Source organism: Duganella lactea, assembly GCF_009857505.1.
In the GTDB taxonomy this organism is placed as follows: domain Bacteria; phylum Pseudomonadota; class Gammaproteobacteria; order Burkholderiales; family Burkholderiaceae_D; genus Rugamonas; species Rugamonas lactea.
Genome location: NZ_WWCP01000005.1, coordinates 171,206 through 194,073, shown reverse-complemented (window position 1 = coordinate 194,073; position 22,868 = coordinate 171,206). Strand labels below are relative to the sequence as shown.

The 22,868-nt window shown below is 61.1% G+C and carries 21 protein-coding genes and 1 pseudogene; 6 read left to right on the top strand and 16 right to left on the bottom strand.

Annotated elements, in window-relative coordinates; translation table 11 throughout:
• Positions 1–452: 452 nt before the first annotated feature.
• Positions 453–1,550, bottom strand: a complete 1,098-nt coding sequence (locus tag GTP44_RS07445; protein ID WP_161018912.1) for a hypothetical protein — start codon at positions 1,548–1,550, stop codon at positions 453–455.
• A 368-nt stretch (positions 1,551–1,918) separates the two neighbouring features.
• Here GTP44_RS07445 and GTP44_RS07440 point away from each other — a divergent pair, with 368 nt between their 5' ends.
• Positions 1,919–2,398, top strand: a complete 480-nt coding sequence (locus GTP44_RS07440) for a DNA translocase FtsK (RefSeq protein WP_161018911.1) — start codon at positions 1,919–1,921, stop codon at positions 2,396–2,398.
• A 42-nt stretch (positions 2,399–2,440) separates the two neighbouring features.
• Here the strand turns inward: GTP44_RS07440 and GTP44_RS07435 are convergent, their stop codons facing one another.
• The 3 genes from GTP44_RS07435 to GTP44_RS07425 are packed head-to-tail and all read right to left on the bottom strand — an operon-like array spanning position 2,441 to position 4,975.
• Positions 2,441–3,616: a hypothetical protein gene (locus GTP44_RS07435; protein WP_161018910.1), complete on the bottom strand. Its 1,176-nt coding sequence runs from the start codon at positions 3,614–3,616 to the stop codon at positions 2,441–2,443.
• Positions 3,603–4,373: a hypothetical protein gene (locus GTP44_RS07430; protein WP_161018909.1), complete on the bottom strand. Its 771-nt coding sequence runs from the start codon at positions 4,371–4,373 to the stop codon at positions 3,603–3,605. The genes GTP44_RS07435 and GTP44_RS07430 overlap by 14 nt, the downstream gene beginning before the upstream one ends.
• A gap of 44 nt (positions 4,374–4,417) precedes the next feature.
• Positions 4,418–4,975, bottom strand: a complete 558-nt coding sequence (locus GTP44_RS07425; RefSeq protein WP_161018908.1) for a hypothetical protein — start codon at positions 4,973–4,975, stop codon at positions 4,418–4,420.
• Positions 4,976–5,127: 152 nt separating this feature from the next.
• On the opposite strand from GTP44_RS07425, the gene GTP44_RS07420 reads away from it, so the two are divergent.
• Positions 5,128–5,538 (top strand): transcriptional regulator, encoded by a 411-nt coding sequence (locus GTP44_RS07420; protein WP_161018929.1) that lies wholly within the window; start codon positions 5,128–5,130, stop codon positions 5,536–5,538.
• A gap of 7 nt (positions 5,539–5,545) precedes the next feature.
• Here the strand turns inward: GTP44_RS07420 and GTP44_RS07415 are convergent, their stop codons facing one another.
• From GTP44_RS07415 to GTP44_RS07405, 3 genes and pseudogenes are all read right to left on the bottom strand, one after another.
• The gene (locus tag GTP44_RS07415; protein WP_161018907.1) at positions 5,546–6,058 is read right to left on the bottom strand and encodes a DNA-deoxyinosine glycosylase; all 513 of its coding nucleotides are present in this window, start codon (positions 6,056–6,058) and stop codon (positions 5,546–5,548) included.
• On the bottom strand, positions 6,048–7,805 hold the full coding sequence (locus tag GTP44_RS07410; protein WP_161018906.1) for a recombinase family protein: 1,758 nt from the start codon (positions 7,803–7,805) through the stop codon (positions 6,048–6,050). The genes GTP44_RS07415 and GTP44_RS07410 overlap by 11 nt, the downstream gene beginning before the upstream one ends.
• Before the next feature lie 54 nt (positions 7,806–7,859).
• Positions 7,860–8,021 (bottom strand): annotated as a pseudogene (locus GTP44_RS07405) (DNA-deoxyinosine glycosylase); the annotation flags it as partial.
• A gap of 70 nt (positions 8,022–8,091) precedes the next feature.
• Here GTP44_RS07405 and GTP44_RS07400 point away from each other — a divergent pair.
• Complete coding sequence (locus GTP44_RS07400) at positions 8,092–8,529, top strand: Mpo1 family 2-hydroxy fatty acid dioxygenase (protein WP_160989264.1); 438 nt, start codon at positions 8,092–8,094, stop codon at positions 8,527–8,529.
• On the opposite strand, the gene GTP44_RS27810 is transcribed toward GTP44_RS07400, so the two are convergent.
• Entirely contained in the window at positions 8,530–8,664 is a 135-nt protein-coding gene (locus GTP44_RS27810) for a hypothetical protein (RefSeq protein ID WP_267874377.1), read from the bottom strand.
• 164 nt (positions 8,665–8,828) lie between these two features.
• Between GTP44_RS27810 and GTP44_RS07395 the strand changes: the two genes are divergently transcribed.
• Positions 8,829–9,740: a DMT family transporter gene (locus tag GTP44_RS07395; protein ID WP_160989263.1), complete on the top strand. Its 912-nt coding sequence runs from the start codon at positions 8,829–8,831 to the stop codon at positions 9,738–9,740.
• Positions 9,737–10,228 (top strand): GNAT family N-acetyltransferase, encoded by a 492-nt coding sequence (locus tag GTP44_RS07390; protein ID WP_160989262.1) that lies wholly within the window; start codon positions 9,737–9,739, stop codon positions 10,226–10,228. The genes GTP44_RS07395 and GTP44_RS07390 overlap by 4 nt, the downstream gene beginning before the upstream one ends.
• 123 nt (positions 10,229–10,351) lie before the next feature.
• On the opposite strand, the gene GTP44_RS07385 is transcribed toward GTP44_RS07390, so the two are convergent.
• From GTP44_RS07385 to GTP44_RS07350, 8 genes are all read right to left on the bottom strand, one after another.
• A complete protein-coding gene (locus tag GTP44_RS07385) occupies positions 10,352–11,902 on the bottom strand; it encodes a glycine betaine ABC transporter substrate-binding protein (RefSeq protein WP_371867171.1) in 1,551 nt (516 codons plus the stop codon).
• Positions 11,903–11,966: 64 nt separating this feature from the next.
• Positions 11,967–13,178 carry an imidazolonepropionase gene (hutI, locus tag GTP44_RS07380; protein ID WP_160989261.1) on the bottom strand — a complete coding sequence of 404 codons (1,212 nt, stop codon included), beginning with the start codon at positions 13,176–13,178 and terminating at the stop codon, positions 11,967–11,969.
• A 26-nt stretch (positions 13,179–13,204) separates the two neighbouring features.
• Positions 13,205–13,780, bottom strand: a complete 576-nt coding sequence (locus GTP44_RS07375; RefSeq protein ID WP_161018905.1) for a HutD/Ves family protein — start codon at positions 13,778–13,780, stop codon at positions 13,205–13,207.
• Complete coding sequence (locus GTP44_RS07370) at positions 13,777–15,138, bottom strand: formimidoylglutamate deiminase (protein WP_161018904.1); 1,362 nt, start codon at positions 15,136–15,138, stop codon at positions 13,777–13,779. Before GTP44_RS07370 ends, GTP44_RS07375 begins: the two co-directional genes overlap by 4 nt.
• Positions 15,135–15,917: an N-formylglutamate deformylase gene (gene hutG, locus GTP44_RS07365; RefSeq protein ID WP_161018903.1), complete on the bottom strand. Its 783-nt coding sequence runs from the start codon at positions 15,915–15,917 to the stop codon at positions 15,135–15,137. The genes GTP44_RS07370 and hutG overlap by 4 nt, the downstream gene beginning before the upstream one ends.
• An 11-nt stretch (positions 15,918–15,928) precedes the next feature.
• The gene (gene hutH / locus GTP44_RS07360; RefSeq protein WP_371867169.1) at positions 15,929–17,467 is read right to left on the bottom strand and encodes a histidine ammonia-lyase; all 1,539 of its coding nucleotides are present in this window, start codon (positions 17,465–17,467) and stop codon (positions 15,929–15,931) included.
• 8 nt (positions 17,468–17,475) lie between these two features.
• Entirely contained in the window at positions 17,476–19,179 is a 1,704-nt protein-coding gene (gene hutU / locus GTP44_RS07355) for a urocanate hydratase (protein WP_161018901.1), read from the bottom strand.
• Between the two features lie 76 nt (positions 19,180–19,255).
• The gene (locus tag GTP44_RS07350) at positions 19,256–20,905 is read right to left on the bottom strand and encodes an amidohydrolase (protein WP_229256814.1); all 1,650 of its coding nucleotides are present in this window, start codon (positions 20,903–20,905) and stop codon (positions 19,256–19,258) included.
• A 109-nt stretch (positions 20,906–21,014) separates the two neighbouring features.
• On the opposite strand from GTP44_RS07350, the gene msbA reads away from it, so the two are divergent.
• Positions 21,015–22,856, top strand: coding sequence for a lipid A export permease/ATP-binding protein MsbA (gene msbA, locus GTP44_RS07345; protein WP_161018899.1), 1,842 nt, complete (start codon positions 21,015–21,017; stop codon positions 22,854–22,856).
• Positions 22,857–22,868: the final 12 nt, after the last annotated feature.

Sequence of the window (22,868 nt, the reverse complement as noted above, 5' to 3'; positions counted from 1 at the left end):
CTTCGTCATGGTGGAGTTTCCTCTGTTGGTTGGTTTTGATCTCGACAATCAAATTTTCCAACAAAATCTCCACCGCCTCATCCCCGCCTGCAGATTTCAGCCCGTACACCAGATTCGACTATAGCTCCACTGCTTGAACAGCATGGTTGGTTCGTAGCAGCACATGGCAGCCCACTTCCTAAAGAAGAAGACCACTTAAGCATGGCGGCTGCAAACTATTATGCAGCTACGTCCAACAAGGCTCAGTCCACATGGCGGCATTTCAGTGTGCTCCAGACACCTTGGCCATTCTACGGGTCATGCGAGCCAATTGACGTGTTCAAGTGGGTGCTAGATCCAAATTGGAGAGAGGTGGCGACGTTCGAACTACCTAATCGGCCAAGGTATTAGATACGCTGGGCCTGTGTTGGGATTTTACAGACATCCCAACACGGGTTCCGCCAGCCGATAATTCAGGCGCCAGCGCCAGCTAAACCAAGTAGCTCTTTTTTTAGTCGGATTTCGTATCCGGTGGTGTCTAGTAAGTACGACTCAAGAGCGTGCGTGTCAACATCACGACGACTAATAAAACCGTCATGCATGAGGACGCCAGGGAACTGTTCTGTGCCGAACCAATCGTGAATGACATCCATCACTTTTCGCTCCAACGCAATGAAGATCGCTTGGCGATATTTTGACTTACTATCGGGAGGACTAGCGACGCCCACACCGGCAAATTGTCGCAGCCCCCTCTCACGTTGATCGCCCCCCATCGCATAGTGCCACATCTTCTTCAGATCAACGATGAGCTGTTTGACAAATGTGTCCTGCTTCAGGCGTTGCAGGCGTATCCGGTCGTCACCGAGCAAGCTGAAAATCGAGCATCGGTGGTGCGGCGTTAATGGCGCAAGGAACAGCAAGCTTTGGCTTAACTCCTTCGCTTTTTCTAAAGGGATGCCAGCGACGGTCGCAAGGTGCTGACGCACTGAGGCCTTCTCCTCTACGAAACGGGCAACCGCTGGGAATGGTTCCTCTGTAGTTTCTGGGTTGACCCACCGATAGTGCTGTCGTGCATATTGGTGGACCAGTGTGGCGGCGCACGAGTCGATGTCGTAATCCCACCATCCACTGAAGACGACTTTCTTGTCATCCCTCCGAATATTCTGGATGGGGTGGTAACGTCGCCCGCCCTTGTCCCTGTAAACAGGCGTCAGCTCGCCACGAATGATCGGACCATACAGCTCCATCGCAATTTCGGCAGACGTGACGGTGCTCAGGCCCACCATATTGCGTAACCGTTCGTACCCGCCCTCATTGAGCGCATAAGAGTATGAGTGATGACCTGCTGCGTAATCGCCCGTCTGCATCAGCAAATTCGAGTAAAGCCAACGGCCCAGCGGCTTGCTGGCGTTTCCGAACACCTTACGAATTTCGCTATGGTGGATAGAGCGTGGCTTCTTCTTCCGCAGCAGCAAATGGCCGCACCAGTCCAGTACGTCCTTGATACGATTTAAGACCCGTACATTTTTGATGTTGGGAGCGTAGGTGTTCAGGCAAAGTGTAGTCGTCATAAAACCTTCCCAGATAAGGAATAAAAGTAACGGAGGGGTTTATGCCAACAAGGAAGGCGTGGGGAATCCAATTACCCACAACGGTTAGCGTGGCGGTAGCATGCCACAATTTTTTGGAAAAGAAAACTCGATGTACGGCCCTGTCTGGCCGACCGGATATCAGGAGGCCGTAGCACTCGCAGCGAGACGAGAAGTGAACACCATTATGCTCTCTGTCTGCGGCGCATATCATCACTCATCCTATCCTTCATCAACCTGTAATCACCGTTCTTACAGATCCAGACAGCACAAGGCCTACCTCGTCAGCGCAAGACCCCGTATTTCCACGGAATACATATAAATACAGCACGTATTTAAAGGGGCCGCCCATGACATCATTCACCTTCGACCTTCCGCCGTATGACCCGCTTGACGATCTGCAACTCCCTTACGAGCCACCCGCAGCGACCAGTATTTCAGTTCCGCAGCCGCCCGTGGAAGACGACTACAGCACAACCAAAACGATCACCCTGCGCATGCCGAAGGATTTAGTCAGCCAAGTAGACAGCCTGGCACGACAGGAGGACATCAGCCGCAGTCACGCTATGCGACGTATTACATCGTACGTCCTTCAGGCAATCCGCAGCGAGCCCGATGCCATCAGCGAATATCGCCGCGTCTCGTCACTTCTCTACAGCAACGCCGTGGAACTCGTCGAGCGTGAGCGTGAGCTGTCAGTCTCCCTACTCCAGCGCCATTTCCGCCTCGACTTCCGCATGGCGACGCTGCTGAAAGATGAACTGGAGCGTACAGGAGTAGTTGTTCCTGCGGCCAACGCAGCTTATTGCAAGTCAGTGATTGATGATTGAAGTGCCGTCCTCGATTCTCTCATCATGGATTTAGCCCAGAGGTTAGTTCCCGTCCAACGGAGGCAGCGGCGCTAGCAGTGGAATCTGCCCTCCGATTTCTTTGCTTTCCGTGCGCCGTTCATCAGAGGCATCAGCGTTGGCTTCTGGCGCAGTCGCCAATAATCCGATGATAGCCCGGGAAAAGCTGGTGTCGAGTGAATTGCTCTTCACGAACAGCGCAAGAATGTCAGATGCCATCTTCGCTGAGAGATTAGAATCACTCCCACTCAAGTGGCGAGGTAAGGATCCTGCGCCCGCAGCAAAGTAATGTAGTGCCAAATCGGTAATCCGAATGGCATCGTTCAGGGCATAGCGCCTGATTAAAAGTCGGTTGACCTCCTCAAGAAGTAGCGGGAACCCTTTGTGATCTATGGCTTGTTCGGAATCTACTTCGCCGGTAAGGCGGTGAATGGCATCTGCAAAACGTACTTTTTGCGCTAGAGACTCAGCCCCTCCATGAAGCTCTTCACGAAGCCGGTCTTCGATTTTGAGCACGTCCAGAACGTTCAACTCACTTATCAGTAAGCCGAGACTTATTGCAAGCGAACGAGTCGCAAGAAGGATAAGCCCAACGTGTGCCCGATCGTCCGGCCTAAGCTTACTGTGCAAATGATTTTGCTGCCCGAGGTTCAGCAAGGTTAGGACCCTGTGCGCAGGACTTAGGGTCCAAAGAGTTGTTGTGAGAAACTGCGCCAAAGCGCGGTATTCGCTACCCTTTGGAAAGCTGAGCAGCGTGTCGATACTGTCGTACCCGACTCCATCAAAATAAGGTCCCTTCAAGCGACTTAATCCGAGTCGAGCGTCGAGTTCATACAATTCAGTATCGTCGATGCAGTTCACTTTTAGTTCACGCGCTAGCCACCGTGCACTTTCAGGAATTTTCTTTTTGAAGAGATAGAGCTCCTCAAGGTGAAGCACATCCTGTAAACCCCTGACCCACAGCACGCGATCAACTGCGCGACCGCTGGCAGTCTTACAATCGATCAGGAGCCGCGACACACCACCGCTGGCACTGAAGCGGAATCCAAACACGTCTGCATCCGTTAAGTCCGTACCGGCCCGCGAGTTGGTATCCGCTGGAAGAGTCACCGGGACATTAAGCAATGGTATGTAGCCCAATGCCCACGCCATGCGTTTGCCCAACAACTTATAGGAGTGGTCTTGATCACTTGATGACACGATGAATTCCTCGCAAGTCGTCGAGCAGCGCGCGACCAAGCCGGGAAGCGGTGCTGGTTTTAGGGTCCAACTTGCGCGTGGCAATTACACCACGGGCACGCGTTCTATTTGCTTCAGGTAGAAGCAGTCCGCCAGGCTCAGACCTGGAGAAATACCCTTTCACCTCAGCCGGAAGGAGCAGTGACGACGACACATCCTCGCTCTGGCCGGAACACATGGCAATCGCCAGATCTACCGCAGCTAAGTTATCCTCGGTGTCGTAGAGACGGAATCGGAAGCGCCCGTTTTCAGGCTCAATCCACCCTACTCCCATGTTTGCCGCAGCTGCATATTGCGATTGAATATTTGAATGGGGGGTGCGGCCGATCATCTTTCTATCTCTCAGCCCTTTAAGGATCGCGCTAGGGTCCGAAATCTTGGTGATGGACGAATAACCTTCACCATAGCGAACGCACGATAAGATGATCCGCGCCTTTTCCAAGATGGCACGAGGATGGGTCGTCTTGAATGGTGCGAATGCAAACGACTGCGCTCCACCCGATGAGACGATGGCAGGTGCGCGCAAGATGTTCTCGTTGACCAATTCGAGGACCAATGGATTGGTTTGTTCCAGTGTGCTGATCGGCGCACCAGGATGTGACTTTGCCGCACGAAAGACTGCCTCGATCTCTTGGTGCGCGCCTGGGTTTTTGGCAATAAAATTTAGCAAAGTCTCCGGGTTCTCTTCGGTGAAGAGAGGCGCGTACAGAATCGGCACTCGGTCCTTGGGCGAGTCGTACTGGCGCAGGTATCCTGACGGGACTAATGTTGTATGTCTACGGCTTCGCTCGTACCCTTGCGATTTACGTGGGCATCATTCTGACGATCTTCACGCTCGTCTTGGAGATGGTCTGCGGCGGCGGATTCCCGTGGATTCGATACCTTAATCCGCATTGGCTTATCGATGTATTCTGCCAGCACCTTCGGCGTCAACCCAATTCCCAAATGCTCTGTGTAGGCTGTGATGGACTTATCGAACACATTGCTTTCACGTTCAAAATTTATGTGCTTTAAGTCCAGCGCAACACCGCCCGGCAATGTCGCCGTGTCGTATCGCACCAGTCGATGCTCACTACGGTTGCTCACGGTCATGTAGAGCTGCGGCACCCGAACAACATCATTTCCGAAAACTCGAATGTGATAGACCCACGACGACGGGCCGTTGAAGTCTCCGCCGAATAAGGGTTCGGAGTGGCTTAGTTGGGCAAAGCGTAACTCTCCCGTCGAATCGAACTCATCTTGGATATGCTTAGCAGCTTCCGCAACCTGTACCGCACTGAGCGGAATACGAAGCTTTGTGCTCGTACCATCGTCCATCATTTCCTCTCTATTTTGATCAAAAAATTGGCAACCAAAAATTTCTTATTTGCAATTTAATCTTATCTCAAAAGAGCAATTTTTTAAATCATTTAAGCAATTATTTCGCTTATTTGATTGATATGAGGTTGATACCTCTGTCACAAAATGCGATCATGCCTACAAACGAAGAAAAAGCCGCCTTTGCTCAACGCTTGGTGCTTGCATTACGTCGCAGTCCGGAGCCAGTGAGCGGGCCAACTGAACTTGCCTTGAGATTTAATCTTCGCTTCGGAGGTGATCCAGTATCAGCGCAAACGGCACATAACTGGCTTGCTGGCCGCACCATACCTACCGATGACAAGTTGCTAATTTTGGCCAAGTGGCTCAAGGTCGATCAGCATTGGCTGCACTATGGCGACTCACCAACCAAGCGAGCTTCAACCAAGGGGCAATCGGATAAGAAGATCGCAGCGAAGCCATCACCTGAGACGATTAGGCTTGCTGTGAAAATTCAAAATATGCCAGCGAGATGGCGGTATCTTGTTGAGGAATTAGTTGACCGTGTAGACCAAGACCTGGAGTAGCCAAATGCTATTCCACCGTGATTTCGGTCGAAAGAAAGGGCTGCAATTCCTGCCAGCGATCCACCTTTTTATGAACCGCCAACGTATATGCGGGGCTGGAGGAAGGAAGCTCGATCGTCCTCATTGCCTCAGGAGCAAAGGCTAACTGCTTTTGGCCGAGTCGTGCCGCAGTCTTCCCATTAAATGCGACCACTTTTAATTTTGGCAGTGTGGCAATCAGGCCAAGCAGATCGTTACTACGATGCTGCTTAATTCGGCTGTCTAGACTACCGTCTCTGATAGCATCGGCGACGACATCCCACAAGCCGACGCCCTTATGCAGTAGGGTTGCGAGACGGTCATCATAGTTCAAGTGAACTAAGTCCGTTCGAAGCAATTGAGATATTAGGTACCAAAACGAATTTTGTTTGTTGGCGTAATACTCACCCTGAGCGAGCGACCTGTCGCCTGGAAGACTACCTAGGATCAACAGCGTTGTGTTCTCATTTACCACCGGAGGAAAACACTGCTTACTGTTCATTGGAGATCCCCCGACGTGCCTCAAGGCGTTCAAGCGCCTTGCTAGTCCATTCCGTATCTACCTCGATTACGTCTCCAGCTTTGACTGTCCTAACCATACCATTACGCATGCTGGCGACAAAGTATCGTTCGTCTCGATTTGGCTTAGTCGGAAGTGAGGAAATGTAGGCCTCAATACGGTCCTCATCGTACCCTGCTTCACGTAATCCTGCGGCCATGCCGTCTACCTCGTCGATGCTGTGCCAAGCGCCGCCGGGGAACAGATACAGGCGCTTCACTATTCGCTGAACTTCTGTAAGCATCCGGAATCGCAATCTCAATTTTTCATCTAGCTCGGTTGATTTAGATTCTAGCTGCTCCATCAAGGCGCTCATGTTTTCGTATGACGAAGATTCAATTTGTTCTACGCTAATCAACGATTGAAGTTCGGCCTGAAGGGCATGGCGACGCTTTTTAAGCTCCACTGTTGCATGCTCCATTTCTCGCATTCGCTGCACCAACATGCTTACATCGCCGCCAAGTTCTACAGCTTTGAGAAGATTTTTAAATTTGGCTTCGGTTGCTTCCAACTCTCCAGCACAAGCAGCAAGTTCGCTCTTTTTTGCTTGTACCGCCCCCTTGCCAGATCCCTCCCCAAGTACCTGTTTCAAATCTAACTCTCGAGTAAATTTTACGAACTCAGCCTCAAGTTGTCGCACGTTATAAGACACACCCACGCAGCTAGCGCTCTGCAGAGACTTGGCGCAGTAAAGGAATCCGGTGTTGATGCCAGGCTTACGGCGAATATGCATTGGGCTACCGCAGTAACCACATTTTGCTGTCCCTTTGAATATGTTGTGGCACTGTCCTGTTCGACCACCACCTGACGCTGGCATCCGACGGCGCTCCGCCTTGCCCGTCTGTACTTCATAGAACAACGTCTTGTCGATAATCGTAGGATAGTAGTCCTCAACAAAAGTGTTCGTTGTCGTTCTGCCGTTGTGATCCTGATCCATTTGGAGAATTCCAATGGTCGCAATATTACGCAAATTGAACTGAACAGTACTGTTTTGCCAGCGCTGTGAATGCTGCGGTGTGGGAATTTCCAAAGCATTCAGATAGCGACTGATTGACCAGCTTCCCATACCGTCCTTGGCCAGCGCATACATCAACCTCACCGTCTCCGCATTCGCCTCAATGATTTCATACTTCGTCTTGTCGTCTGAGGGCTTCAGCCACCACGGGCAACGTGTAGACATAACCTCTTTGTTATTTTTGACCCGTTCCTTCTTGGCATCCCAAGCGGCCTTAACACGTTGCGATTTGACTGCGGATTCTTCGTGAGCTCGTGACATGCTAACCAAGGCGATGAGCAACGGTGTCCAATCGGTTTTGAGACGTTCTTGACTGTAGACGGCCATATCAGTCAGAGTGACGATCACTACACCACGGCCGATAATTGCTTGAAAAATAGCTAGCGCATCGGGTACCGGCAAGCGGGACAAACGATCCAGCGACTCAACTAGCAGATAGGACCCGCGAGCGACTCGCCCCTCATCAATCGCCGTAATGAACTTACCCAGCGCCCCGCTCTCGAAATTTGCTCCGCTGAAAGCGGAGACACCCAAATCCTGCGCATTCAGGCTGGTATCCAATTCTAGGCCGTTGGCTGCAGCGTATTGGACCGAGGCCGTCGTCTGCCTGCGAAGCGAATCGCCCTTGATTTGCTCGACCGTGGAAAAGCGGATATATGAATAAGCTACAGGCATTCTTGAAGTTTCCTAGGGGAAAATTCAATTATACTCAGTCGGGTGTCAAATTAACCAAAAGATCTTGCGCGGATGCGCGTAGTATTGCTGCGCCGCCAGCGAAGCGGCGCCCGGGAAACTTCCGAGGATCAAAATGCGGGTCCGCGCGTTCAGTACGGGCGCCAGGCCGGTCAACGCAACGGCGGAGGAAGAGGATGGGGAGGAAATGGCGCGCATGTGCCATTGTAGCGTTCAGGTGTAGAATTTGCCGGCGGCGCAGACCGCGCGACAATCACAGGAGACTACCATGCCACAACCCCGTGCCATCGATACGCTGCTGGCCAAGTACAGCGAAAGCCACCTCAATCACACCAACGAACTGATTCACTTCGTCTGCGTGCCGGTCATCGTGTTCACCCTGCTGGGCATGCTATGGGCGCTACATCCGCTGGTGGCCTTCGCCATGGCCGCCGGCGCGATGGGCTACTATCTGCGCCTGTCGAAGCCGTTCGCGGTGGGCATGTTCATGATGGCGGCCGTGATGCTGTCCATCCTGGCCGCGCTGCCGCCGGCGTCGGTGCTGCCGCTGTCGGTCACGGTGTTTGTGCTGGCGTGGATCGGCCAGTTCATCGGCCACAAGATCGAGGGCAAGAAGCCGTCGTTTTTCGAAGACCTGCGCTTCCTGCTGATCGGGCCGCTGTTTGTGCTGAGCTTCCTGTACCGCCGCCTGCGCCTGGCCTATTGATTAGTGGAACCAGGAGTAGAACAGCGCGTGCACCGCGCCCTGCACCTGGTCATCCGCCAGCATCAGCACCAAAGCGGTGCTGAGGGCGACATAGCCCAACAGCGTGACGACCTTGATCTGCAGCGCGGTACTCATGACGCCTCCGGCGAAAAGTGGTGTGGTGTCATTTCACTATACTTGGTCTTTCCACACACACCGCTGAATTTACACTTCTGATACAACATAGGCGTGCATCTGTTGCGCCGCAACAAATTACTGCCTGCTAGGCAAGATGTGGCCTGCCCAGCTATACTCGTTTGATGTCCTCTCCTCTGTTATTCATCACCGCCTGTTTGATCTGGGGCTCCACCTTTTTTGCCATCACACTCCAACTGGGCGCGGTGCCGCCGGCGGTGTCCGTGGTGTACCGCTTCGCGCTGGCCTCGGCCGTGCTGTTCGCCTGGTGCGCCGCGCGCGGCGACCGGCTGCTGCTGCCATGGCGCGCCCAGCGCTGGATGATGTTGCAGGGCGCGGCCACCTTCGCCGTCAGCTATATCTGCACCTATACCTCCGAGCAATACCTGGTGTCCGGCCTGGTGGCCGTGCTGTTCGCGCTGATGGTGTTCTGGAACCCGATTCTCAACCGCCTGGTCTTCGGCAGCGCGATCGGCTGGCGCACCTGGGCGGCCGGTGGCGTCGCCGTGGGCGGCGTAATCCTGTTGTTCTTCCACTCGATACACGAAGCATGGGCCGGGATCAACAGCGGCGGCGACGGCCACTTTCTGCTGGGACTGGTCCTGGCGCTGATCGCCACCATCGCCAGCGCGGTGGGCAACCTGGTGGTGGTCAAGGTCCGCCAGCAAGCGGACAATGTGTTGCTGACCATGGCATGGTCGATGCTGTGGGGCAGCACGCTGGTGGCGCTGTATGTGCTCGCCAGCGGCCAGCGCTTCGTCATGCCGTCCAGCGCCACCTACTGGGCCGGCCTGCTGTGGCTATCGCTGCTGGGCTCGGTGATCGCGTTTGCCGCCTATTTCACACTGATCCACCGCATCGGCTCGGACAAGGCCGTGTATATCGGCGTCGTCACGCCGGTAATCTCGGTGCTGCTGTCGATTCAGCTGGAACATTACCGCCCCGGGGCCATGGAATGGCTGGGCATGATACTCTGCTTGTCCAGCGTCGCCTGGGCGCTGCAACCGACTTCTTCCACTACCGCAAAAAACCGATGAGTACTTCCGAACTGACCATCCGCCCGGCCACGCCGGCCGACATTCCCGCCATCTTCGCCATGATCTTCGAGCTGGCCGTGTTTGAAAAGCTGGAGCACATGGTGGTGGCCAACGAAGCCATGCTGCACGACAGCCTGTTCTGCGACCAGCCGGTGTGCGAGGCGCTGGTCGGCGAGACCGGCGGCGAGGTGGTCACCTTCGCGCTGTTCTTCCACAACTTCTCCACCTTCCTGTGCAAGAAAGGCCTGTATCTGGAAGACCTGTACGTGCGGCAGGCACAGCGCGGCAAGGGCTACGGCAAGCAGATGCTGGTGGCGCTGGCGCGACTGGCGGTCGAGCGCGACTGCGGCCGCTTCGAATGGTCGGTGCTGGACTGGAACACCAACGCCATCAAGTTCTATGAAGGCATGGGCGCGACGGTGATGCCGGACTGGCGCGTCTGCCGCGTCACCGGCGACGCGCTGGCGCAGCTGTCGGCGCAGGCGTAAAAAAAAATCCCACCCAGCGGCATGCGCTGGATGGGCGGAACCCGTTGTCAGTGGGAGGGAGATTGAATCAACGGGTTCACTGTAGCGCGCTCTGTTGACCGGCGCCGCGGACCTTACAAATCATTACGGCGACTTTACAGAAAGCCGCTGTCTGTTAATCACCATGCGTTCGAGCAACTCGAACAGGGCTTGCGTCAGCAGCGCCAATGTGACGGCGGGGATGGCGCCGGCCAGCAGCATGTCGTTGTCGTTCAATGCCAGACCGATGGTAATGCGCTCGCCGTAGCCGCCGGCGCCGATGAAGGCGGCGATGGTGGCGGTGCCGACGCTCAGCACCGCCGCAGTTTTCACGCCGGCCAGGATGACCGGCAACGCCAGCGGCAATTCGATGTGGATCAGGCTTTGCATCGGCCGCAGACCGAGCGCTTTTGCCGCCAGCTTCAGCCCCGGCGGGACTTGCAGCACGCCGGTGCAGGTGTTGCGGACGATGGGCAGCAACGCGTACACCACCAGCGCCACCAATGCCGGCGCGGTGCCGATGGTGCCAAGCATAGGGATTAACAACGCCAGCAAGGCCAGCGAGGGAATGGTTTGCAGAATGCCGGTCAGCGCCAGCACTGGTTGCTGCAAACGCGGAACGGTGGCCGCCAACACGCCCAACGGAACGCCAAGCGCGCACGCCAGCGCGACCGCCACCAGCACCAGCGTCAAATGCTGCCGCGTGAGCCGCCACAGGTTTTGGTCGAAGATTTTCGCCAGCAGGCCGGCCCGCGCCGCCGTCGCCATGACGGACGAACTTGCGGTGGACGGTGCGACCGCCGTGCCTCCGCCCGGCAGCGGATGCGCCGCCAGCCAGTCGCGCGCCACACGCTCAAAGCTGTGGCCACCGATTTCGGCCGCCGCGTTCATCGCGATCATATCCCGCTCGCTGATGCGGCCCTCAAGCTGCCCGATCGCTTTCCACGCCGCCGGAAAACGTCGCGCCGCGTCCAGCCGATACAGCAGCACCGCGTCGTAGCGCGGGAAGTATGCGCGGTCATCCTGCAGCACCCGCAAGCCATACTGACCGATGCGCGCCTCGGTCGAGTACACATCGATCACGTCCACCTGCTTGCGCTTCAAGGCCTCGTAGGCGATGCCGTGATCCAGCCCTTCCGGCCGCTGCTTCAGACCATAGCGCCGCGCCAATCCCTGCCAGCCGTCACCGCGTCCGATAAACTCGTGCGACAGCCCGAATTTCAGATCGCGCCCCGCCAGCTCGCTCAGTTTGCGCGGCGCGTCCGCCGCGCCGCGCACCGCCAGCGCATAGGTATTGTTAAAGCCCAGCGGCACCGCCACACCCAGCCCCATCGCCGCCAGCTCCTTGCGGATCTGCGCCATGGAGCTCGGCTGCGCGTGCTTGAGGATCTCCAGATCGATGGTCCCCACATACTCGGGATAGACGTCGATGCGCCCTGCCTGCAACGCCGCCAGCACAATCGCCGTATTGCCCAGCCCTTGCAGATGCTCGACCTGCGCATGCGGCTGCGCCACCTGCCTCAGCATCTCGCCCAGAATATAGGACTCGGCAAACCGCTTCGAGCCGATGTGCAGCGTATCCGTCGCCGACGCCGCCGACGTCCCGGCGCACAGCAGCGCCAACACGGCGACGCGCATCAAATTCAAAACCCGCATGGATCTCCCGCTTCACTGGATGACATCCGGCTACTGTAACCGAAAGCCCACACGGCGATGATTTTTACAGCAGCGGTGAACGCAGTTTGCCCGCATTGACGACGCCACGGCACGGATTCAGGCCGATGGCATACGACAGGTCGGCCGGACGGGCGATGCGCCACAGCGCGAAGTCGGCACGCTTGCCCAGCTCCAGGCTGCCGACCTGCTCGCACAGCCCAAGCGCGCGCGCCGCGTGCGTCGTCACGCCGGCCAGCGCCTCCCGCGGCGTCAGGCGCCACAGCGTACAGGCCATGTTCATCGCCAGCAGCAAGGAGGTCATCGGCGAGGTGCCGGGATTGCAGTCGGTCGACACGGCCATCGGCACGCCGGCCTCGCGCAGCGCCGCCACCGGTGGCGGCGTGGTATCGCGCAGGAAGTAGTAGGCGCCGGGCAGCAGCACCGCCACCGTGCCGGCGGCGGCCATGGCCGCGACGCCGGCCGGCGTCAGATGTTCCAGATGGTCGGCCGACAAGCCCTTGTAACGCGCCGTCAATTCCGCGCCGTGCTGGTCGGACAACTGCTCCGCGTGCAGCTTCACCGGCAAGCCTTGCGCCTGCGCGGCCTTGAACACGCGCTCCGTCTGCTCGCGCGAAAAACCGATCCGCTCGCAGAAGGCGTCCACCGCGTCGACCAGCCCTTCGGCGGCCAGCGGCGCGATCATCGCGCAAACTTCCTCGATGTAGTCGTCGGCGCGGCCGGCGAATTCCGGCGGCAGCGCGTGCGCGCCCAGGAACGTGGTCACCACCTGCACCGGCAATTCGCGGCCGATGCGGCGCGCCGCGCGCAGCATATTGGCCTCGGAGGCGCGCGTCAGACCGTAGCCGGACTTGATCTCCAGCGTGGTCACGCCTTCCGCCAGCAAGCTCAATACGCGCGGCAGGCTTAGTCGCAGCAGTTCATCCTCGGAGGCCGCGCGCGTGGCGCGCACGGTGGACATGATGCCGCCGCCGGCGCGGGCGATATCCTCATAGGTGGCGCCGTTCAGACGCGCCTCGAATTCATCGCTACGGTTGCCGGCGTGGACGATGTGGGTGTGGCAGTCGATCAGTCCCGGCGTCAGCCAGCTGCCGCCACCGTCGTGCACCGTGACCGCCTGCGCGCCTTGCGGCAAGGCCGCCTGTGGTCCGAGCCACGCAATGCGGCCATCCTTGACCGCGATGGCGGCGTCGCGCACCTCGCCATAGCCATCCACCATGGTGGCCAGATGGACATTCGTAAACAACACGTCCCACATGCTTTTGCTCTCTTAATTGCGGATGCTTAGTTACGGATGATATCGGCCACCAGCACGGTGGCCTGCTGCGCTTCCAGCGTCCAGTCCTCGTCCGCTTCCATGACCACCGTATCGTAACGGACCATGGCGATGCGTTCGCGCGCGCTGCCCAGCGTCAGGCTCTCGCCCTCGGCCAGGAACAGCAGCGTGGCGCCGCCGCGGCGCTTGAGCGTTTGCGTGCCCGTCACCACCAGCAGTTCGAGCCGGTGGCGGCATTGGCCGCGCCGCGTCATCACATTGAAATCGGTGGTGTGCAGGCCGGTGACGGTGGCGTGCACCGCATCCTCGCCGGAGAATTCAATCAGCGGCTCGCTGGGGCTGAGCACAAAGCGCTCGTCGCCGAAGTCCAGCAGCACGCCGTCGCCGTCGACCAGCGCCAGCGAACGGTCGATGCCGGGGAAGATGGAGAACGGGCCATCCTGCGCGATGGTGGCGAGGCTTACGCGCCAGTCGAAATCGTCGAATGTCGCGCCGGCCGGCGAGACGGCGATTTCGGTGGTGCTGCCGCCGCCGTTTTTCCATGGCGCGGCGCGCAGGCTTGCATACTGGATCAGCTGGGTCATCGGAACTCCCTCAGTTCGGCCAAGGTCTGCTTGAAGCGCGCAGCGATCGCCTGCTGCGCCACGTGCTGCTGATTGCGCACTACCCACTGGCCACCGACCATGACGTCCTTGACCAGATTGTCGTTGCCGCTGAAGACGAAGCTGCCGAGCACTTCGTCCAGCGCCAACCCAAACATATTCGGATGCGCGTCGTCCAATACCACGATGTCGGCGCGATGGCCCGGCGCCAGCGCGCCCACCGGCCGTCCAGCCGCCTGGGCGCCGCCGCGCAAGGCGCCCTGCCACAGGAAGTCCGCCACATTGCGCTCGCCATCGGACACCGCGATATTGCGGCGCTGATGCAGCAGGCGCTGACCATATTCCAGCCAGCGCAGTTCCTCGACAGCGCTTTGCGACACATGGCTGTCGCTGCCGATGCCGAAGCGGCCGCCCTGCGCCAGGAAGCTCTCCAGCGGGAACAGGCCGTCGCCGAGATTCGCCTCCGTGGTCGGGCACAAACCCGCCACCGCTCCGCTGTGCGCGATGCCGCTGACTTCATCCTCCACCAGATGCGTGGCGTGGATCAGGCACCAGCGCCGGTCCACGTCCAGCTTCTCCAGCAGCCATTGCACCGGCCGGCGTCCGCTCCAGTCCAGTGACTGCCGCACCTCGCCCTGCTGCTCGGCGATATGGATATGCACCGGGCGCGCCTTCGGCAGCGTCACCAGCACTTCGCCGATCTGCGCCACCGACGCCGCGCGCAGCGAATGCGGCGCCACGCCGACCTCGACCTGCGCATCGCGCCGCGGTTCCAGCGATTCCACGATGCGCAACACATCCTGGGCATCGGTCTTGAAGCGCCGCTGTTCCGGTTTCAGCGCCAATTCGCCAAAGCCGGAATAACTATACAACACCGGCAGCATGGTCACGCCGATTCCGGCCAACCGTGCGGCGGCAATCACGCGCTCCGCCGTTTCCGCCGGACGCGGGTACATGGCGCCGTCCGGCGCCCGCTGCACATAGTGGAACTCGCACAGCGAGGTGTAGCCATGACGCAGGCATTCGCTGAACAGCTGCGCGGCAATGGCCTCGATATGCTCGGGCGTGATGTTGCGCGCGAAGCGGTACATCAGGTCGCGCCAGGTCCAGAAACTATCTTTGCTGTCGCCGGCCTTCTCGGTGCGGCCGCCCAGTGCGCGCTGGAAGCTGTGCGAGTGCAGGTTGATCATGCCCGGCAGCGCATACTCGACCGCCTCCACGCCCCGCCCCTCGGCGCCCGCCGTCACCGCCGTGATGGCGCCAGCGGCATCCCATTCGATCAGCACATTCTTGACCCAGCCATCGGGCAGCAGCGCGTGGCGCGCAAACAGCTGGCTCATGCCCGCACCCAGTCGGCGGCGGCCTGCATCATTGCGCGCAACGGCTGCCGCACCTGCGCGGCCAGGTCGCTGCGATAGCCATACGGCGCCGCTTCATCCATATAAGTGGACTGGCACATCTCCAGCTGAATCGCGTGCACACCGCGTGCCGGCGCGCCATAAAAGCGTGTGATATGGCCGCCCTTGAAGCGGCCGTTGACGGCAACCGTGTAGCCGCCATCCACCCGCGCCACCACCGCCTCGGTGAGGCCGGGCGCGCAGCTCTTGCCGTCCGCCGTGCCGAAGTTCAGGTCGGGCAGCTTGCCCTCGAAGAAGCGCGGCACATGCGACGCGATCGAATGCGCATCCCACAGCACCACGCGGCCGTGCAGCGCCAGCAGGCGGTCCAGCTCCGCGCGCAGCTGCTCGTGATACGGCTTCCAGTACGCCTGCAGACGGCGCCGCACCTCCGCCTCATCCGGCGTGCAACCGTCAAGGTAGAGCGGCTCGCGATGAAAGGTATCGACCGGGCACAGGCCCGTCGTATCCTGGCCAGGATACAGATTGGTGTTCTCCGGCGGACGATTCAGGTCGATCACATAGCGCGACCAGCGCGCCGACAAGGTGGACGCCCCCATCTCCGCCAAAAAATCATACAGCCGTACCAGATGCCAATCGGTGTCCTGCCTGTCGACGGCGGCCGGCGTCATCGCCGCCAGCACCTCGTCGGGAATATCGGTGCCCACATGCGGCATGGACACCAGCAAGGGAATGCTGCCTGCTTTGAACTGATAATCCATGCCGGTTCTCCTTACGGATGCAACGCCGTGAACAGCTCCTTGCACGACGCGCTCAACTCGCCGCGCATCACCATGCCCTTGGCCGCCTCGATGTCCGGCGCGAAGAAGCGGTCCTCTTCGTAGAACGGCACCCTGGCGCGCAGCTGCTGATGCACGTGTTCCAGATGCGGCGAGGTAGTCAGCGGACGATGGAAATCGATCCCCTGCGCCGCCGCCAGCAGCTCGATGCCAACGATCACCGCCGTATTCTGCGCCATGTCGTCCAGGCGCCGCGCGGCGTAGGTGGCCATGCTCACATGGTCTTCCTGATTGGCCGACGTCGGAATGGTGTCCACGCTGCCCGGATGCGCGATCGACTTGTTCTCCGACGCCAGCGCGGCGGCGGTGACGTGGGCGATCATGAAGCCGGAATTGACGCCCGGATCGCGCACCAGGAACGGCGGCAGGCCGGACAAGGTGGCGTCGATCAGCAGCGACACGCGGCGCTCCGAGATCGAGCCGATTTCCGCGATCGCCAGCGCCAGCGTGTCGGCGGCGAAGGCCACCGGCTCGGCGTGGAAGTTACCGCCCGAGACCACCACCGACAGCTCGCCGTTCTTGAACAACAGCGGATTGTCGGTCACCGCGTTGGCCTCGATCAGCAGCGTGCGCGCCGCGTTGTTGATCAGATCCCAGCACGCGCCCATGACTTGCGGCTGGCAGCGCAGGCAGTACGGGTCCTGCACGCGCTCATCGCCCACCAGATGCGAGGCGCGGATCGCGCTATCGGACACCAGCTGACGATAAATCGACGCGGCGGCGATCTGGCCCGGCTGGCCGCGCACCTCGTGCACGCGCGCGTCGAACGGCGAATCGGAACCTTTGGCCGCGTCCAGCGACAGCGCGCCGGCCACCATGCCGGCCTCCAGCAGACGCTCGGCCATGAACAGGCCATGCAGCGCCAGCGCGGTCGACACCTGGGTGCCGTTGATCAGCGCCAGGCCCTCTTTCGCGGCCAGCGCCACCGGCTCGATGCCGGCGGCTTTGAGCGCGGCGCCGGCCTCCTGCGGCACGCCGTTGACGCGCACCTGGCCCACACCCAGCATCGCCAGCGTCATGTGCGACAACGGCGCCAGGTCGCCCGAGGCGCCCACCGAGCCCTTGGCCGGAATGGCCGGCATGATGCCGGCGTTGTACAACTTGATCAGCGTGTCGATGATCAGCGGGCGCACGCCCGAGTAGCCGCGCGCCAGGCTGCCGATCTTCATCAGCATGATCAGGCGGCAGACGGCGTCCGACATCAGCTCACCGGTGCCCACCGAATGCGACAGGATCAGGTTGCGCTGCAGCTGTTCCAGCTTGTCGTCCGGGATGCGGGTCTTGGCCAGCAGGCCGAAACCGGTGTTGATGCCATAGGCGGCGTCGCCCTTGGCGACAATGGCGCGCACGGCGGCGGCCGAGGCTTCGATGTCCGGATAGGCTTCCGGCGCCAGCGACAGCGGCACGGCGGCGCTCCATACGGCGCGCAGTTCGGCGAGCGTCATCGCGCCCGGTTTCAGAATCAGGTTCATATGCAAACTCATTTGATCATTGGGAGGTTCAGGCCATTGCGCTTGGCGCAGGCGACCGCGGTTTCATAGCCGGCATCGGCATGGCGCATCACACCGGAACCGCTGTCGTTGACCAGCACCCGCGCCAGGCGCCTGGCGGCGGCATCGGTGCCATCGGCCACGATCACCACACCGGAGTGCTGCGAGTAACCCATGCCCACGCCGCCGCCATGGTGCAGCGACACCCAGGTGGCGCCGCCGGCGGTATTCAGCAAAGCGTTCAGCAGCGGCCAGTCGGAGACAGCGTCGGTGCCGTCCTTCATCGCCTCGGTCTCGCGGTTAGGGCTGGCCACCGAGCCGGTGTCCAGATGATCGCGGCCGATCACAATCGGCGCTTTCAGCTCGCCATTGCGCACCATCTCGTTGAAGGCCAGGCCGGCGATGTGACGCTCGCCCAAACCCAGCCAGCAGATACGCGCCGGCAGGCCCTGGAAGGCGATGCGCTCGCGCGCCATGTCCAGCCAGCGGTGCACCTGCGCGTGGTGCGGGAACAGTTCCTTGATCTTGGCGTCGGTCTTGTAGATATCTTCCGGGTCGCCGGACAGCGCCACCCAGCGGAACGGGCCGCGGCCCTCGCAGAACTGCGGGCGAATATAGGCCGGCACGAAGCCGGGGAAATCGAAGGCGTTCTTCACGCCGTGGTCGAACGCCACCTGGCGGATGTTGTTGCCGTAGTCGACCACCCTGGCGCCCAGCGACTGGAAGTCCAGCATCGCCTGCACATGCACCGCGCACGAGGCGGTGGCGGCATCCTTCAGTGCCACGTGGCGCGACGGGTCCTGCTGCGCCGCCTTCCAGTCGGCCACGTTCCAGCCCTGCGGCAGATAGCCGTTGATCAGGTCATGCGCCGAGGTCTGGTCGGTCACCACGTCCGGCACCATGCCGCCGGCCCTGGCGCGGCGCACCAGCTCCGGCAGCACATCGGCGGCGTTGCCCAGCAGGCCGATGGAAATCGCCTCGCCGTTGGCCTTGTGCTGTTGAATCATCGCCAGCGCCTCGTCGATCGACGCCGCCTGTTTGTCGAGGTAACGGGTGCGCAGGCGGAAGTCGATGCTGCTCTGCTGGCACTCGATGGTCAGCGACACCGCGCCGGCCATGGTCGCGGCCAGCGGCTGCGCGCCACCCATGCCGCCCAGGCCCGCCGTCAGCACCCAGCGGCCTTTCAGGTCGCCGCCGAAATGCTGGCGGCCCGCCTCGGCGAAGGTCTCGAAGGTGCCCTGCACGATGCCCTGCGTGCCGATGTAAATCCACGAACCGGCGGTCATCTGGCCGTACATGAACAGGCCCTTGCGGTCCAGCTCATTGAAATGTTCCCAGTTGGCCCACTTCGGCACCAGGTTGGAATTGGCGATCAGCACGCGCGGCGCGTCCTCGTGGGTCTGGAACACGCCGACCGGCTTGCCGGACTGGATCAACAGCGTTTGATTGTCTTCCAGCGCGCGCAGCGAGGCCAGGATCTGGTCGTAGCAGGCCCAGTCGCGGGCAGCGCGGCCGATGCCGCCGTAGACCACCAGGTGCTTTGGGTTCTCCGCCACTTCCTTGTCCAGGTTGTTCTGGATCATGCGGTAGGCCGCCTCCGCACCCCAGCTCTTGCAGGTGCGCTCGGGGCCGCGCGGCGCCCGGATGTCGCGGCTGGCGTCGTAACGCGGGTCGTTGTCGAATTGGCTGCTCATGGGGTCTCCTGCTGCGATGCGTTGGAATCATCACAGCATAGGTTGTATAGACAACCAAGTCAACCCGTTGCGTTGCCTATTTTTTGTACACGCGTTTGCCGCCCATCCAGGTTTGCAGCACCTGGGTTTTGCCCAGTTGCTCCGGTGGAATTTTGAAGATATCGCGGTCGACCACGATGAAGTCGGCCCACTTGCCCACTTCCAGCGAGCCGATGACGTTGTCCTGATTGGCGGCGTAGGCCGCGTCCAGCGTGAAGCAGCGGAACGCCTCGGTCAGCGTCATCGCCTGGTTCTTGTACCAGCCGCCGGGCGGCACGTTGGCGTTGTTCTGCCGCGTGACCGCCGCGTGCAGCCCCTCGAATGGATTCGGCGACTCGATCGGGAAGTCCGAACCGCAGGCGATCTTCGAGCCCTGATCGAGGAAGGTGCGCCACGCGTAGGCGCCCTTGATGCGCTCATGGCCGACGCGCTGCTCGGCCATGTTCTGGTCCGAGGTGGCGTGGGTCGGCTGCATCGACGGGATGATGCTCAACTGCTTGAAGCGCGGGATGTCCTCCGGCGTCACCACCTGCGCGTGCTCGATGCGGTGGCGCAGCGCCGCGTTCTTGTACTGCGGGATCAACTGCGCGTAGGCGTCCAGAATCTGGTGGTTGCCGGCGTCGCCGATGGCGTGGATGTTGACCTGATAACCGGCCTTCATCGCCTTGTTCATCTTGGCGCGCATTTCCGCGTCCGGGTAGAACAGCAGGCCCTTGGTCGATGGCATGTCCGAGTAAGGCGCCAGCAGCGCCGCGCCACGGCTGCCCAGGGCGCCGTCCGAATACAGCTTGACCGCCGCCAGCGCGTAGACATCGTTGGCGTAGGACTTCAGCGGACCGTCCTTGGACAGCTCGTCGAAGTCGGAGGTGGTGTCGCCGATCATCGCGTAGACGCGGGTGGTCAGCTTGCCGTGGTCGGCGTAGTCGCGGTAGATATCGTCCTGCGCCACCCTGATGCCGGCATCGTGCACGCTGGTCAGGCCCACCTTGGCCAGCGACTGCAGCGCCACATCCAGCGTGGCGCGCGCCTCGGCCGGCGTGGGCAGCGGCACCACGCGGTTGACCAGCTCCATGGCCGCGTCGACCAGCACCCCGGTCGGCTTGCCGCTGGCGTCGCGCTCGATCTTGCCGCCGGCCGGGTCCTGCGTGTCGCGCGTCACGCCGGCCATCTCCAGCGCCTTGGTATTGACCCAGATCGCGTGGCCGTCGACCCGGTGCAGCAGCACCGGACGGCTGGCGACCACCGCATCCAGCTCGGCGGCGGTGGGGAAGCGGCCCAGTTTCCAGTTCTCCTGGTTCCAGCCGAAACCGACGACCCAGGCGTTTTTCGGGTGGGCCCGGGCGAAGTCCGCCACCGCGCGCAGCGCCGCGCCGAGCGAGGCGGGGCTATAGAGCTCCACGCCGGCGGCGATGGTACCCAGTTCAAACACGTGGCCATGGGCGTCGATCAGGCCAGGCAGCACGGTGCGGCCCTGGACATCGATGTGATCCGCCTTCGGCAGCGCGGCCGCCGTCTGCTTCTCGCTGCCCACCGCCACGATGCGGCCCAGATCATCAAAGGCCAGCGAAGTAAAACGCTGCAACTGGCCGGCGCCATTCAGCGTGTAGCCGTTGGCGCGGTCGATGATGGTGTCGGCATGGGCCGGCAGGGCCGCCAGCAGGGCGGCGAACAACAGGGTATGGCGCATCAGGTTCTCCATTCGGTGCAAGATTCAGAGTGTAGCAGGCAAACAGCGGGAATTCAGTTGCAGGACAGGTACAATGCAGGCTTCCCGTCTTCCGCCATGTGAACCAACAGTGTCCAGCCGCCTCCTTTACCTTCGCCTGCTCAAGGAATTCCGCCCTTACGCCTGGATCGCCGCCGTGACGCTGGTGGCGGTCGGCCTGGCGGCGGCCGCCGACGTGCTGCTGATCCGCCAGTTGCAGAACGTGATCGACGCGCTGGCGCCGCAGCACGCGGTGGGCGGCGTGGTGCCGGCGGCCAGCGGCATCCTGGCCGTCGTCAAGGACGCGCTGGACCAGCTGCTGCCACGCGACCCGGGCAAGGCCGCGCTGTGGGCCATCCCGGCGGTCATCCTCGGCCTGGCGCTGCTGCGCATGGTGTCGAGCTTTATCGGCGAATACGGCGCCGCGTGGCTCAACAGCCGGGTCCAGGCCAATCTGCGCGAAGTCATGTTCGCCCGCATCATGCGCCTGCCGAACGGCTACTTCGACCAATCCTCCACCGGCACCACGCTGTCGCGGGTGGCGTTCGACGCGGCGCAGGTGGCGCAGGCCGGGCTGACGGTGGTCAACGTCGCCGTGCGCGACTCGGTGGCCACCATCGGCTACCTGATCACCTTGTTCACGGTGGACTGGCAACTGGCGCTGTTCTGCCTTGGTCTGCTGCCGCTGGTGGCGGCCATCGTCACCTTCGCCGGCCGCCGCATGCGAAAACTGAGCAAGAACGCGCAGGCGGCCATGGGCAGCCTGACCAATGTGCTGGACGAAAGCATCAGCGGCCAGCGCGTGGTGAAGATCTTCGGCGGCCAGCAATACGAACAGACCCGCTTCGACCACGTGGTCAAGCTGAATCGCCAACTGGCGGTCAAGCACGCGGCGACGTCGGCGCTAAACTCCGGCATCATCATGATGCTGATCGGGATCACGCTGTCGTCGGTGATCTACTTCGCGCTGCTGCGGGCGCAGGCCGGCGCGCTGTCGCCGGGCGCCTTCGTAGCCTTCATGTCGTCGCTGATGGCGATGCAGTCGCCGATCAAGAACCTGACCAAGATTAATGAGCCGATGCAGCGCGGCCTGGCGGCGGCGGAATCGGTGTATGGCCTGATCGACCTGGAACAGGAGGCCGACCGCGGCACCACCAGCGTCGCCCGCGCCGAAGGCCGGCTGTCGGTGCGGGACGTCAGCTTCCACTATCGCGGCGCCGACGGCGCGCCGCTCGATCCCGACGCGCGCCCGGCGCTGGACCATGTGTCGCTGGACATCGCCGCCGGCGAAACGGTGGCGCTGGTGGGCAGCTCGGGCAGCGGCAAGACCACGCTGGCCGGGCTGCTGCCGCGTTTCTACGACGTCAGCGACGGCAGCATCAAGCTCGATGGCATCGACCTGCGCGATTACACGCTGGCCTCGCTGCGCCAGCAGATCGCGCTGGTGTCGCAGGACGTGATGCTGTTCAACGACACGCTGGCGGCCAACATCGCCTACGGCGACGCGGCGCCGTCGATGGAACGCATCGAAGCGGCGGCGCGCGCCGCGCACGCCCACGAATTCATCGTGCGTCAGCCGGACGGCTACCACACGCCGGTGGGCGAAAACGGCCTGCGGCTGTCGGGTGGGCAGCGCCAGCGGCTGGCGATCGCGCGCGCGCTGTACAAGAACGCGCCGATCCTGATCCTGGACGAAGCCACCAGCGCGCTGGACACCGAATCCGAGCGCCTGGTGCAGCAGGCGCTGGAAGTGCTGATGAAGGGCCGCACCACGGTGGTCATCGCCCACCGCCTGTCGACGATCGAGAACGCCGACCGCATCGTGGTGCTGGAGCGCGGCCGGATCGCCGAAGCCGGCAGCCACGCCGCGTTGCTGGCGCAAAACGGCATCTACGCCCGCCTCTACCAAACGCAAAAAAGCACCACCACCTAAAAAAAACGGGTG